The sequence below is a fragment of the Comamonas fluminis genome, assembly GCF_019186805.1.
Classification (GTDB): Bacteria; Pseudomonadota; Gammaproteobacteria; order Burkholderiales; family Burkholderiaceae_C; genus Comamonas; species Comamonas fluminis.
Genome location: NZ_CP066783.1, coordinates 3,139,455 through 3,152,767, shown reverse-complemented (window position 1 = coordinate 3,152,767; position 13,313 = coordinate 3,139,455). Strand labels below are relative to the sequence as shown.

General features: G+C 60.1%; 9 protein-coding genes and 1 riboswitch. Of the genes, 4 read left to right on the top strand and 5 right to left on the bottom strand.

Going from position 1 to position 13,313, the window contains the following annotated elements; translation table 11 throughout:
• Nucleotides 1–14: 14 nt before the first annotated feature.
• Complete coding sequence (locus JDW18_RS14715) at nucleotides 15–1,313, bottom strand: O-acetylhomoserine aminocarboxypropyltransferase (protein WP_218240154.1); 1,299 nt, start codon at nucleotides 1,311–1,313, stop codon at nucleotides 15–17.
• A 252-nt stretch (nucleotides 1,314–1,565) separates the two neighbouring features.
• On the opposite strand from JDW18_RS14715, the gene JDW18_RS14710 reads away from it, so the two are divergent.
• The 3 genes from JDW18_RS14710 to JDW18_RS14700 all read left to right on the top strand — a co-directional run bounded on the left by JDW18_RS14710 (nucleotide 1,566) and on the right by JDW18_RS14700 (nucleotide 5,251).
• Complete coding sequence (locus tag JDW18_RS14710; protein WP_218240153.1) at nucleotides 1,566–2,018, top strand: CBS domain-containing protein; 453 nt, start codon at nucleotides 1,566–1,568, stop codon at nucleotides 2,016–2,018.
• Nucleotides 2,019–2,277: 259 nt separating this feature from the next.
• Complete coding sequence (gene aroC / locus JDW18_RS14705) at nucleotides 2,278–3,375, top strand: chorismate synthase (RefSeq protein ID WP_218240152.1); 1,098 nt, start codon at nucleotides 2,278–2,280, stop codon at nucleotides 3,373–3,375.
• A gap of 94 nt (nucleotides 3,376–3,469) precedes the next feature.
• On the top strand, nucleotides 3,470–5,251 hold the full coding sequence (locus tag JDW18_RS14700) for a bifunctional metallophosphatase/5'-nucleotidase (protein WP_484793089.1): 1,782 nt from the start codon (nucleotides 3,470–3,472) through the stop codon (nucleotides 5,249–5,251).
• Nucleotides 5,252–5,377: 126 nt separating this feature from the next.
• Here JDW18_RS14700 and nrdR read toward each other — a convergent pair whose 3' ends face one another.
• The 4 genes from nrdR to JDW18_RS14680 form a co-directional block, all read right to left on the bottom strand.
• Complete coding sequence (gene nrdR / locus JDW18_RS14695) at nucleotides 5,378–5,863, bottom strand: transcriptional regulator NrdR (protein WP_218240150.1); 486 nt, start codon at nucleotides 5,861–5,863, stop codon at nucleotides 5,378–5,380.
• Between the two features lie 33 nt (nucleotides 5,864–5,896).
• Entirely contained in the window at nucleotides 5,897–7,144 is a 1,248-nt protein-coding gene (gene glyA / locus JDW18_RS14690) for a serine hydroxymethyltransferase (protein WP_218240149.1), read from the bottom strand.
• 34 nt (nucleotides 7,145–7,178) lie between these two features.
• A riboswitch (ZMP/ZTP riboswitch) is annotated at nucleotides 7,179–7,331 on the bottom strand.
• A 129-nt stretch (nucleotides 7,332–7,460) separates the two neighbouring features.
• On the bottom strand, nucleotides 7,461–8,336 hold the full coding sequence (locus JDW18_RS14685; RefSeq protein ID WP_218240148.1) for a lytic transglycosylase domain-containing protein: 876 nt from the start codon (nucleotides 8,334–8,336) through the stop codon (nucleotides 7,461–7,463).
• 404 nt (nucleotides 8,337–8,740) lie between these two features.
• Nucleotides 8,741–9,058 (bottom strand): hypothetical protein, encoded by a 318-nt coding sequence (locus tag JDW18_RS14680; RefSeq protein ID WP_218240147.1) that lies wholly within the window; start codon nucleotides 9,056–9,058, stop codon nucleotides 8,741–8,743.
• A 220-nt stretch (nucleotides 9,059–9,278) separates the two neighbouring features.
• Between JDW18_RS14680 and JDW18_RS14675 the strand changes: the two genes are divergently transcribed.
• On the top strand, nucleotides 9,279–13,145 hold the full coding sequence (locus tag JDW18_RS14675; protein ID WP_218240146.1) for a DUF748 domain-containing protein: 3,867 nt from the start codon (nucleotides 9,279–9,281) through the stop codon (nucleotides 13,143–13,145).
• Nucleotides 13,146–13,313: the final 168 nt, after the last annotated feature.

The following is a 13,313-nucleotide window of genomic DNA, read 5'->3' as shown; positions in this document are numbered from 1 at the left end:
GCGGCTCGCAATGTTCAAGCCGCTTTTTCTGCGGCCTTCAGCGCGCGCTTGAGGTCGTCAATCAGGTCGTCAGCGTCTTCCAGGCCAATCGACAGGCGGATCGTGCCTTGGCCAATGCCGGCCTGGGCCAGTGCCTCGTCCGTCATGCGGAAGTGTGTGGTGCTGGCGGGGTGGATCACCAGTGAGCGGCAATCGCCCACATTAGCCAAGTGGCTGAAGACCTTCAATGTTTCGATGAACTTCTTGCCCTGGTTGCGGTTGCCAGCAATGTCAAAGCTGAACACCGAACCTGCGCCGCGCGGCAGCAGTTTCTTGGCCAATGCATAAGAAGAATGCGTCTCCAGCATGGGGTGGCCGACGCGGCTGACCAGCGGGTGGCTGGACAGGAACTGCACCACGCGTTCGGTGTTCTTCATGTGGCGCTCCATGCGCAGCGGCAGCGTCTCGATGCCTTGCAGGATCAGCCAGGCGCTGTGCGGGCTCATGCAGGCGCCAAAGTCGCGCAGGCCTTCGCGGCGGGCACGCAGCAAAAAGGCGCCGGTGGTGGATTCCTCGCTGAACACCATGTTGTGAAAGCCGTCGTAGGGCTGGGTCAGCTCGGGGAATTTGCCGCTCTTTTCCCAGTCAAAACTACCGCCATCCACCACGATGCCGCCAATCACCGTGCCGTGACCGGACAGGAACTTGGTCGCAGAGTGGTAGACGATGTCCGCGCCATGCTTGAGCGGCTGCATCAGCCAGGGCGAGGTGAGAGTGGAATCCACTAGCAGCGGCACGCCGGCCTCGTGGGCAATCGCGCTGACGGTGGGGATGTCCAGCACATCCAGGCCAGGGTTGCCCACGGTTTCGCCAAAGAACAGCTTGGTGTTGGGGCGCACGGCGGCTTTCCAACCGTCGATGTCGCCGGGCTTCACAAACGTGGTCTCAATGCCAAAGCGCGCCAGCGTGTAGTGCAGCAGGTTTTGTGATCCGCCATACAGCGCCGTGCTGGCCACGATATGGCTGCCCGCGCCCATCAGCGTGGCAATGCTCAGGTGCAGCGCCGCCTGGCCGCTGGCCACGGCAATTGCGCCCACGCCGCCTTCCAGGGCCGATACGCGCTGCTCCAGCACCGCATTGGTGGGGTTGCTGATGCGGCTGTAGACGTGGCCGGGGCGTTCCAGATTGAACAGGCTGGCAGCGTGGTCGCTGGATTCAAAGACGAAAGAGGTCGTCAAATGGATGGGTACGGCGCGCGCGCCGGTGGCGGGGTCGGGCTGTGCGCCTGCGTGCAGGCTCAGGGTGTCAAAACCGGGGTCTGAGTAACCGGGCATCTTGTGTCTCCATCAACGGTTTTGTCGGGCGCTTGTCGCCGCTGCGATTGCTGCTAAATCTTGCGGATGACGAATAGACGATTACTTGTGTGAAAAATCATCTGTTTCGTCATTGCTTTCGTTCTTCTGGGTATGGCCCATTGTGGGCTATATTTGTGCACGCACTCGCATTCTGCGCACCGCGATGGCGCACGTGCTGACACGTGCAGGACAAAAACGGCCAGAGTGCAAAACAGACCTCGGAGAACAGCAATGAAAGTAAGTGACATCCTGCGCGTCAAAGGCAATACCCTCTATACGGTGTCGCCCGACGAAAGCCTGGCCGCGGCGGTGCAGGTGATGTCGGACAAGGACATCGGCTCACTGGTGGTGATGGACCATGGCGATGTGGTGGGCATGCTCACCTTCCGCGAGGTGATTCAGGGCTTTGTGAAGACGGGCGGCATGCAGAGCATCTCTGTGCGCGGCGCCATGGACGATGCGCCCATGACCTGCACCATGGAAACCGATATGGACGAAGTGCGCCGCATGATGCTGGACCGCCATGCGCGCTATATGCCCGTGATGGACAAGCGCATGCTGATGGGCGTGATTTCGCTGTACGACGTGGCCAAGGCCGTGGTGGACAGCCAGAACTTCGAAAACCGCATGCTCAAGGCCTATATCCGCGACTGGCCCGAGGGCGAGCGCCAGGGCGCTGATTGAATTGCCGCTTCACTGAGCTTCAAGCCCCGCATTGCGGGGTTTGTTGTTTTAGGGTGAAAAGTAGCGGTAGTCTTTATAAATAGTACGGTTGCCGCTATTAATTTTGAAATTATTCAGGGTTGCTCAATAAAGCTGAGGTGTAGTGCCATTTGCATTGCGCCGTACGGAATTCCTGTTCCATCCGTGAAGGCAGCCATAACCGTCGGCTAGTCCTCTGGCTGCACGTATCGTGCAGGGTCACAGGCATAATCACCAGCCTATGAGCGGCAATACCTTCGGCACAATTTTCACGGTTACCAACTTTGGTGAATCCCACGGTCCGGCCATTGGCTGTGTGATTGACGGCTGCCCCCCGGGCATGGCGCTGAGCGAGGCAGATATCCAGTTCGATCTGGACCGCCGCCGCCCCGGCACCAGTAAGTTTGTGACCCAGCGCAACGAGCCTGACCAGGTCGAAATCCTGTCCGGGGTGTACGAAGGCAAGACCACGGGCACGCCGATTGCGCTGCTGATTCGCAACACCGACCAGCGCAGCAAGGACTACTCCAATATTGCGCAGAGCTTCCGCCCCGGCCATGCCGACTATGCCTACTTCCAGAAATACGGCATTCGCGACCCGCGTGGTGGTGGCCGTTCTTCGGCACGCCTGACGGCACCCACGGTGGCTGCCGGTGCCGTCGCCAAGAAGTGGCTCAAGCAAAAATTTGGCACCGAGTTCCGCGCCTGCATGACGCAGGTGGGAGAGCTGTCTCTGCCTTTCGAGAGCTGGGAACATGTGCCCAACAACCCCTTCTTTGCGCCTGTGGCTGATGTGAGCCGCTACGAGGAATACATGGAGCAGTTGCGCAAGAGCGGTGACTCCTGCGGCGCGGCGCTGCGTGTGAGCGCCAGCGGCATGCCTGTGGGTCTGGGTCAGCCCCTGTACGACCGCCTTGACGCCGATATCGCCTACGTCATGATGGGTCTGAACGCCGTCAAGGCCGTGGAAATTGGCGCAGGCTTTGACAGCGTGGCCCAGCGCGGCACCACGCATGGTGATTCGCTCAGCCCCGAGGGTTTCCGCAGCAACAACGCAGGCGGCATTGTGGGCGGCATCAGCACGGGGCAGGATCTGGAAGTGCGCATCGGCATCAAGCCCACCAGCTCCATCATCACGCCGCGCGAGTCGATTGATGTGCATGGCAACAGCACCGAAGTCATCACCAAGGGCCGTCATGACCCTTGCGTGGGCATTCGCGCCGCACCCATTGCTGAGGCGCTGCTGGCGCTGGTGGTGATGGACCACGCGCTGCGCCATCGTGCCCAGTGCGGTGATGTGGACTCGGGCCTCAAGCCCATCGCTGCGTCGGCTGCCTGACATCAAAATATCCGCTTTGTGCGGTACAACCACGACTCAGGAGAGTTCGATGGTTGTAGCAATTTCTCAAAATACCCAACGCCAGCACCGCGCCATGTCGCAGGGCTGGCGTTGTGCTTTGCGCGGGCTGGGTGCGGCATTGCTGATGGCAGGTTTGACGGCCTGCGGTGGCGGTGGCACGGTGCGTCCCGCCAGCATGGATATCACCCTGCTGGGCTTCAATGACTTTCACGGCAATCTGGAGCCGCCCAGACAGGCAGTGATAGCGCAGGATGCGCAGGGCAAGAATGTGGCCGTGCCCGCAGGTGGCGCGGCGTATATGGCCCAGGTAATTGCCGAGCGCCGGGCCGCCAGCCGCCATGTGGCACTGGTTACGGCGGGTGACATGATTGGGGCGTCGCCCATCGTGTCGTCTCTGTTTCTGGATGAGCCCACCATTGAGGCGCTGAACCTGATGAAGGTGGACTTTGCCGCCACCGGCAACCACGAATATGACCAGGGCTTTGCCGAGCTGCTGCGCATGCAGAACGGCGGCTGCGAGAAGTTCACCGTCAAAGAGCCATGCCAGCTGAGCAAGCCCTTCAAGGGCGCAAGTTTTCAGTATCTGGCGGCCAACACGATTCGCGATGATGGCAAACCGCTGTTTCCCGCCACGGGCGTGAAGTTCTTTGAGCAGGACGGTTTGCGCATCGGCGTGGGCTTTATCGGAATGACGCTCAGGAACACTCCGTTCATGGTGCGGCCCAGCGGAGTCAAGGGCTTGACGTTTACCAGCGAAGCGCTGACGGCCAATGCGCTGATTCCAGAGCTGCGCGCCCAAGGCGCAGATGTGATCGTGGTGCTGGTGCACGAGGGGGGCGCCGCCACATCCGCCCTGCAGGAAGACAGCTGCAAGGGCCTGTCTGGCGATATCGTGCCGATTCTGGAGCAGCTCTCGCCCGAGGTGGACGTGGTGGTCTCCGGCCACACCCATCGCTCCTATATTTGCGACTATGCCAAGGTCAATGCGAAAAAGCCGTTCTTGCTGACCAGCGCAGGCTTGTATGGCACCTTGCTGACCGAGATAAAGCTCAAGGTGGATGCCCGCACCCGCCGCGTCAGCCAGAAGTCTGCGCGCCAGAACATTGTGCAGGGCGAGGCCTTTACCAGCGGCACGGCCACGGTGGCCCTGCAACCCGGGTTCCCGGTGTACCCGCCCGATGCAGTGGTGGCTGAACTGGTGGCGCGCTACAAGGCTGCTGCGCAGCCGCTGGCCGCCGCCACAGTGGGGCGCCTGGCGGGTGTGGCCAGCCGTGCGCCGCAGGCCAATGGCGAGAGCGTGATGGGGCGCATCATTGCCGATGCCATGCTGGCCGCCACGCAAAGCGCGGCAGGCGGCGGTGCGCAGCTGGCCTTTATGAACTCTGGCGGCGTGCGCGCCGATCTGCAGCCTGCAGACGATGGCAGCGTGACCTATGGGCAGCTATTCAGCGTGCAGCCCTTTGGCAATACCTTGATGGTGATGAGCCTGAGCGGCGAGCAGATTCGCCAGGTGCTGGAGCAGCAGTTCAACAGCGGCACCAACACAGTCGATTCGCCGCGCATTCTGCAGGTCTCGCAAGGCTTTACGTATCGCTTTGATCTCAGCCAGCCTCCGGACCAGCGGGTGAGCGAGATGCGCCTGAATGGCCAGTTGCTTGAGCCTGAGCACAGCTACCGCGTGGGCTTGCAAAGCTATCTGGGTACAGGCGGCGACAACTTCAGCCTCTTCACGCAGGGCACTGTGCTGGTGGGTGGTGCACTCGATGTGGATGCGCTGGTGGAGTATGTGCGAGCGCAAAGCCAGCAGCAGCCCATGCTGCTTCCATTACAGGAGCGTATTGCGCGTGCTCGTTAATGCTTTCAGAAGAAATTTCTTCTGAAGAGAGGAGATTGCATGCGGTCAATGCTCATTAAATGAGAGCGTTTCTTGCACACAGCGCCCCAAAAAACAAAGCCACCTTGAAGGTGGCTTTGTTGCATATCAGTGCGGCTCGGTCTTGGCCTTGGCTCTGCCCTTGGGGCTGCGCACCTCATCCATGATGCTTTTGAAGTCGTCCACATCCTCAAAGCTGCGGTACACGCTCGCAAAGCGGATATAGCCCACCTTGTCCAGGCCCTTGAGCTCATCCATCACCAACTCGCCCAAGCGGCTGGAATCGATTTCGCGCTGGCCTGAATTGAGCAGGCGGTCTTCGATGCGGTCAATCGCCTCGTCGATCAGCGCCGTGCTCACAGGACGCTTGCGCAGCGCAATCTGGAAAGAGCCTTGCAGCTTGGCGCGCTCGTATTCGATGCGCCTGCCGTCCTTTTTGACAATGGTCGGCAGGCTGACCTCGGGGCGCTCATAGGTGGTGAAGCGCTTGTCGCAGCCGCCGCAGCGGCGGCGGCGGCGGATGAAGCCCCCATCCTCGGACTCGCGGGTTTCGACCACTTGCGTGTCCGGGTTGCTGCAAAAGGGGCACTTCATGGTCGATCCGCGTAGCCTGTCGAACTTGCCTGCTTACTTGCTGTAAACGGGGAACTTGGCCGTCAGAGCCTGCACCTTGGCGCGCACAGCGGCCAGGTTGGCTTCGTCTTCGGGCTTGTCCAGCACGTCAGCCACCAGATTGGCGGTCAGACGGGCTTCTTCCTCGCCGAAACCACGGGTGGTCATGGCGGGGGTGCCGATGCGGATGCCGCTGGTCACGAAAGGCTTTTCGGGGTCGTTGGGGATGGCGTTCTTGTTCACAGTGATGTGAGCCAGACCCAGAGCCGCTTCAGCAGCCTTGCCTGTGATGCCCTTGGCGCGCAGGTCCACCAGCATGACGTGGCTTTCGGTGCGGCCGGAGACGATGCGCAGACCACGCTCGGTCAGGGTCTCGGCGAACACCTTGGCGTTCTTCACGACTTGTTCCTGGTAAGCCTTGAACTCGGGAGTCAGGGCTTCCTTGAATGCGACAGCCTTACCGGCGATCACGTGCATCAGAGGGCCGCCTTGCAGGCCGGGGAAGATGGCGCTGTTGATGGCCTTCTCGTGCTCAGCCTTCATCAGAATCACACCGCCACGGGGGCCGCGCAGGCTCTTGTGGGTGGTGGTGGTGACCACGTCAGCGTGAGGCACGGGGTTGGGGTACACGCCAGCAGCGATCAGACCTGCGTAGTGGGCCATGTCCACCCACAGGATGGCGCCGACTTCCTTGGCGATCTTGGCAAAGCGCTCGAAATCGATGCGCAGAGCGTAGGCAGAAGCACCAGCCACGATGATGCGGGGCTTGTGCTCGCGGGCCAGCTCTTCCAGCTTGTCGTAGTCGATGGCTTCATCAGCGTTCAGGCCGTAGGAAACAGCCTTGAACCACTTGCCGGACATGTTCAGTGCCATGCCGTGGGTCAGGTGACCGCCTTCGGCCAGGCTCATGCCCAGAATGGTGTCGCCGGGCTTGGCAAAAGCCATCAGCACCGCCTGGTTGGCTTGGGAGCCGGAATTGGGTTGCACGTTGGCGGCTTCAGCGCCAAAGATTTGCTTGATGCGGTCGATGGCCAGCTGCTCAACGACGTCCACATGCTCGCAACCGCCGTAGTAGCGCTTGCCGGGGTAGCCTTCGGCGTACTTGTTGGTCAGCTGGGAGCCCTGGGCCTCCATCACTGCGGGCGAGCAGTAGTTCTCGCTGGCGATCAGCTCGATGTGCTCTTGTTGACGGGTATTTTCAGCTTCAATAGCTGCAAACAGTTCGGGGTCGACTTTCGCGACGGTATCGGTGCGTTGAAACATGGCAGTCCTGTGAACTAGAAATTCCCTTGAGGCCAAGGGCTGCCCAGGCGAACGGCTGAAACGCTTGCAGGTCTCAAACGTCGACCTTGGGCGGTACGCTCCCCGGTGGTTCACAGACCTTGCAGTCTGCTGGTTTCCACGTCAGCGGCAGAGATTTCTGCGCCTATCGCCAGTTGCGTACACCCGCTAGTGTAGCTGAGCAGGCAGCCTGCCGAAGGCGCTGAAGGCTTTTCCCGCTTTCTTCGCACCCTGAAACATCGCGCCATGAAAAAAGCTGGCCATGGCCAGCTTCAAAAACATGGAAATCCAGTCTCTCTCAGAGCTTGGGGTCGGCCAGAGCCACTTGCTCGGCGTGAGACACCGTGGTGGCCTCGGCCACATTGCTGGCTTCAGGGGCCGCAGGCTTGGCGGCAGGAGCCGGGGCCTTGGCCGTCATCAGCGAGCTGCCGCGCAGGCCCACGCCAAGGCGCAGTCGCTGGTGCTCAGCCAGCACCTTGGCGGCATAGCCACCATCGGTTTCCAGGTTGGCGGCGCCCACGTAGTACTTCAGGCCACCTTCAACGGAGCCTGCACGGGCAATGCATTCCTTGAGCACCTTGACACCCACCTTGAGGTTGGTGACCGGATCAAACGCAGCATGCTGACCGCCAAAGGTCTCGTACTTGTCGGTGTGCACCTTGGTCATGACCTGCATCAGGCCTTGCGCGCCGACGGAGCTTTGCGCAAACGGGTTGAAGCTGGATTCGATGGCCATGATGGCCAGGATCAGCGTGGGGTCCAGCTTGTTGGCCTTGCCCTGGGCATAGGCTTCGCGAACCAGTGCGGCGATGGGCTCGGGCGCCACGCGGTACTTCTTGCTCAGCCAGTAGGCAACAGCTGCCTGCTCCTTGGGAAGGTTGCTGGGGTTCACAGCCGTGGCCCGGTCGCTGGCGGCGATGACCATTGTGGAGTCTGGCGACTCTTCATTGTCATCAGCTTCGGCAACCGCAGGCGCATGGCGGGCATCCAGCCACTGGCGCAGCTGGGACTCGCCAGCCAGACGCAGGTCGGGGCGCGAAATCAAAATCAAGGCCGAAATGGCCACGGCCAAGCCCAGGAGGGCGAAACCGTTGTGGGTAAGAGCAAGAAAACCGTGGGCTGTTTTATGGCCCAGCGTTCGCACGGTGGCGATGAATTTTCCTGACGCTGACATAGCTAGTCCTTTCTGGAGGGGTTACCCGTGTGCGGCAGTGCAACCGGTCAGGTTGCTGCAGCGAGGGCAACAGCCTCAATGAGGTGTTGCTGCGGGCCGATTTAAAGCGCCTGCCTTGAGGTGGTCAGGCGCTCTCGGTCTGCTCAGTCGTGAGGCAGCGGAAACAAAGAATGGGCTCTTTTTGAGCGGTGGCGGATTCTAGAAGTGCGCTAAATAAACAGTCAATACTATTAAATAAAATCAATAGACTTTAAAATAATATAAAAACTGTATGGATGTACAGATTGAAGGTGTTGATCTAGCGCAAACCCGAGTGTTTTCGCGGTGTACACACTAACTTCGTTAGTTTTGTCATCAAGCCGAAATAAAGTGCAAAAAAAGTTGGTAACCCTTCGCTTGCACAGTTATAGTGAATCTGCCTGCAAGTCGCAGGTGTTCGCCAAAGGAAAGGAAAAGCAAACATTTGCCGCAGCCGGGTTTTTTGGTTGATGGCATTTGCGCGTTATCTTCGCTGAGGCACTTACGGGAGCAATCTCTTGCTTCCAGCGGCAAGGACCACACCCTCCTTGATCCGCAAAAAACGGACTGGTCTGGTACCAGCCGTAAAGCCCGGAAGCTGGTTCGGCCACTTCCGGGCTTTGTATTTCTGCAGTGGCATTACCTGAAAACGCTGAAAACAGCTTCGCTGTTTGCGCCAGCAGCATTTTGTGGATTGTTTGCAATTTTTGGGTGTGCTCAACCTGCTTTTGCAGCCTGCACAGGGCGCCCGATGGAAGCACTTTTCCATGGGTTTCCCTTGGGGAACACGACCCCCTCTATATATAGAGCAGTTTCTGTGAAGCGCCAGTGTGCTGTACAGAGTAAAGTGACGCCCTGCTCATCGTCAGTTCAAGCATCTGTTGGCCGGGGGAGGTCCTCAGATTCCGCTTTAGAAAAATACTCATGTCATTACTCACATCGAACCGCTGGCTGCGCCGGTTGATCTGGTTTGTTTCTGCCGTTTTGCTGCTGTGGCTGCTGCTCTGGGCGCTGGTGCCCTGGGTGGCCAAAAGTCAGCTGGAAAAGCAGGCCTCCGACAAGCTGGGGCGCGGTGTGCATGTGGGCAAGGTGGAGTTTGCGCCATGGTCCCTGGCGGTCACCATTCACGATCTGGTGATTGATAAAGCTATCAAAAAAGTAGCTGATAGCGCTGATTCTCAAAGCGCTGAAGGGCAAAAAGACCTGGCCTCTGCAGCGCAGCCGCAGCTGGAGATCAAGCGTATTTTTGTCAACGCCAGCGCGCAGTCCATCTTCCGTCTGGCGCCCGTTCTGGATGCCATTGAGGTCGATGCGCCTGTGGTGCGCCTGACCCAGTATTCGCTGGGCAAGCTCGACATTGATGATGTGATCGCCAAACTCTCCGAGCCTAAGGACGAGGAGCCTTCCAAGCCGGTGAACTTTGCGCTCTACAACATCGCATTGCGTGATGGGCGCGTGGAACTCAATGACGAGTCGGTGCAGCGCAAGCATGAGCTCAAGGATTTGCAGCTGGGCATTCCATTCATCAGCAATCTGGAATCCAAGCGCGAGATCAAGGTGCTGCCGCACCTGGCGTTTGATCTCAATGGCAGCAAGTTCGAATCCAGGGGCGAGAGCACGCCATTTGCAGATGGTCGCCAGACGGCAATGACTTTGAAGTGGGATCAGATCGATCTCACGCCCTATCTGGGCTATGTGCCTGCCAGCGTGCCTGTCAAGCCGCTCTCGGGTGTGCTAGATACGGACCTGCAAATCAGCTTCGAGCAAAAAGAGCAGGCGGTGGTGGGTATCAGCGGCAAGCTGGCTCTGTCCGGAGTGGAGCTGCAGGATAGGCACGATGCGCCCTTGCTGAAGTTTGAAGCCTTGCAGCTGCAATTGGCCAATGTGCGGCCTTTGCAAAGCCAGATCACGCTGGAGTCGGTGCGCTGGGTCAAGCCGGAGGTTTATGCCAGTCGCAATGCGCAGGGGCTTATCAACTGGCTGGGTTTGAGTGCACCTGCGCAGCAAAGCGCTGCAGTTGCTGAGGAAGCCAAGCCCGCGGATGCAAGCCTGGAAGAAAAAAAGAACGCACAGGCGCTGGCGGCCCATGTGAAGCAGTTTGAGCTGGAAGGTGGCGTGGTGCACTGGCGTGATGCGGCCACGGGCGGCGCGCCAGCGGCGCTGACGCTGGCACCGCTGGCCGTGCAGGTCAAGAATGTGCACTGGCCCATGAAAGAGCCGCTGGAACTGGCGCTGAAAACGCAGCTGCATGCAGGTGAGGCGGCCAAGGAAGAGGGCGGCGCAACGCTGTCGGTGCAAGGTCAGGCCACCACGCAGGATGGCAAGCTGGCGATCGAGCTGCAGCAGCTGCCTTTGCAGTGGGTGCAGTCTTATATAGAGGCGCATTTCAAGCCCCAGCTCAGTGCCACGCTGAATGCCGATGCCGAACTGGCATGGAGCGAGGCCGGTGTGGTGGCGCAGGTCAAGGAATTCACCGCAGACAAGCTGCTGCTGCAGGACAAGCAGGCGCCCGTTCAGGTCGAGCAGATCAAGCTCAAGGGCGTGCATGTCGATGTGGCTCAGCAGCAGGTGCAGCTTGAAGCGGTTGAAGTGCAAAAGCCCCAGCTGGCGGCGCTGCGCGATGCGCAAGGCCACTGGATGTATGAGCGCTGGCTGCCTCAGGCCAGGCCTGCCAAGGCTGTAAAGCCAGGTAAACCCGGCAAGTCTGCTGCTGAAAAGCCATGGAATGTGAAGCTGGCGGCGCTGGCGGTGGATGGTGGTGCTGTGCGCCTGCATGATGCGGCGCCAGTGCAGGGGCAGGCAGCAGAACCGGTGGAGCTGGATGTGAGCGCGCTGCGCGTGCGCCTGGGTGCATTTGAGCCCCTGGCAACCAAGGCTGCACCCAGCCCACTGGAAGTCTCGGCCAAGCTGGGCACGGGCCGCCGCGTGCAGGCTGGTAGCCTTCATTTCCGTGGGCAACTAGGCCTGACGCCTGTGTCCGCACAGGGCCAGTTGCAGGTTCAGGCCTTGCCGCTGCATGCGTTCGAGCCTTATTTCGGGCACAAGCTCAATGTGGACTTGGTGCGTGCCGACGGCAACTTCCGCGGCAGGCTCAACTATCTGGCTCAGCCCAAAGGCCCGCAAGTGAGCGTGCAGGGCGATGTGGAGCTGACCGATTTGCGCGTGCGCTCCACGCTGGCAGCCCCCGTGCAGGAAGAAAAAGACAAGCCCACAACCGCCAAGGGCGCGCTGACGGCGGTGCTCAATGACTCCACCGCAGACCGTGCCAAGGCGCTGTCTGCCCGCACAGGCTTGGGGCTTGGCGATGATCTGCTGGCCTGGAAGACGCTGGCAGTGCGCGGACTTGATCTGAACATGCGCCCCGCGCAGCCGCTGCATATCAGCGTGCGCGAGACGGCGTTGAGCGACTTTTTTGCACGCGTCATCGTGCAGCGCAACGGCCGTATCAATCTGCAGGACATTGTGAAGACCGAAAAGTCCGAGCAATCGGTCGCGCAGAACGAGCAGGCCAATGCACAGGTGGCGGCTGGTGAAAAGCCTACGGTGGAAAAAGCGGCTGAGACCGCAAAACCCGAGGACAGTGGCCCGGCGCCCATCATCAACGTCGGCCCCATTGTGCTGACGGGCGGCAAGGTGCAGTTCTCTGACTACTTTATTCAGCCCAACTACTCGGCAGACCTGAGCCAGCTCAACGGTCGCTTGAGTGCGTTTTCATCGCAGACGCCGCAAGGCCAGACCGAGCCGCAGATGGCGGATCTGGAAATCAAGGGCAGGGCGCAAGGCACGGCGACGCTGGATATCAGCGGCAAGGTGAACCCGCTGGCCAAGCCGCTGGCGCTGGATGTGCGTGCCCAGATGAATGACCTGGAGCTGTCTCCGCTGTCGCCTTACTCCATCAAATACGCGGGCTACGGCATTGAGCGCGGCAAGCTGTATATGGACGTCAACTACAAGGTGCAGCCCGATGGGCAGCTCACCGCGTCGAACAAGCTGGTGCTGCGTCAGCTCACCTTTGGCGACAAGGTTGAGGGCGCTCCCGCATCTCTGCCGGTCAAGCTGGCGGTGGCTTTGCTGTCTGACCGCAATGGCGTGATTGATCTGGATGTGCCGCTCAGCGGCTCGCTCAACGATCCGCAGTTCCGTCTGGCCCCCATCGTCTTCAAGGTCATTGGCAACATCATCATGAAGGCTGTGACTGCGCCGTTTGCGCTGCTGTCGGGGGCGTTCTCGGGCGGTGATGAATCGGGTGCGGTGAATTTTGCGCCGGGCAGTGCCCAGCTCGATGCCAAGGCCAAGGAGCAACTGAGCAAGATCGTCAAGTCACTCAATGACCGACCTGCACTCAAGATGACGGTTGCCGGTGAATCGCGTGAGGCCGAGGACAAGGAAGCCTGGAAGTCGGTGGAGCTTGATCGCCTGATGCTGGCCGAAAAGCGCCGCAAGGGTCTGCGTGATGGCAAGAGCGCTGAAGACATTACGGAGTTCAGCGAGGCTGAGCGCCCAGCGCTGCTCAAGGCGGTTTATGGCCGTGCTGACATCAAAAAGCCCCGCAACATGGTCGGAATGGCCAAAGACCTGCCAGCCGACCAGATGAAGGAGCTGCTGGTGGCCAGCATCAAGGTGCCTGACGACGCCATGCGTGAGCTGGCGCTGGCCCGTGGCGTGGCCGTGCGGGACTATCTCTCCACTCAAAACCTGCCGCTGGAGCGCCTGTTTCTGGGCGCGCCCAGGCTGGATATGAAGGACAAAGACTGGTCGCCACGCGCCCAGTTGAGCCTGTCCACGCAGTAAGCCAAATCATGCGAAATCCACCGTGATCTCGCATTTTTTGGCTTGTCTTCAAATAAAGGCGAAAATACCGGTTTGCCCAGGTGCATAGGCGCCCGGGCTTGAGCTTGGGATATCAGCCCTCATGTGGGCTGGTATATGGGCCTGTTGCAGCAGTGGCTGCAAGGGCAA

Bases quoted from the DNA above. Each gene is read 5' to 3' on its own strand.
- JDW18_RS14715 (WP_218240154.1), bottom strand. From the start codon at position 1,313: ATGCCCGGTTACTCAGACCCCGGTTTTGACACCCTGAGCCTGCACGCA.
- JDW18_RS14710 (WP_218240153.1), top strand. From the start codon at position 1,566: ATGAAAGTAAGTGACATCCTGCGCGTCAAAGGCAATACCCTCTATACG.
- aroC (WP_218240152.1), top strand. From the start codon at position 2,278: ATGAGCGGCAATACCTTCGGCACAATTTTCACGGTTACCAACTTTGGT.
- JDW18_RS14700 (WP_484793089.1), top strand. From the start codon at position 3,470: ATGTCGCAGGGCTGGCGTTGTGCTTTGCGCGGGCTGGGTGCGGCATTG.
- nrdR (WP_218240150.1), bottom strand. From the start codon at position 5,863: ATGAAGTGCCCCTTTTGCAGCAACCCGGACACGCAAGTGGTCGAAACC.
- glyA (WP_218240149.1), bottom strand. From the start codon at position 7,144: ATGTTTCAACGCACCGATACCGTCGCGAAAGTCGACCCCGAACTGTTT.
- JDW18_RS14685 (WP_218240148.1), bottom strand. From the start codon at position 8,336: ATGTCAGCGTCAGGAAAATTCATCGCCACCGTGCGAACGCTGGGCCAT.
- JDW18_RS14675 (WP_218240146.1), top strand. From the start codon at position 9,279: ATGTCATTACTCACATCGAACCGCTGGCTGCGCCGGTTGATCTGGTTT.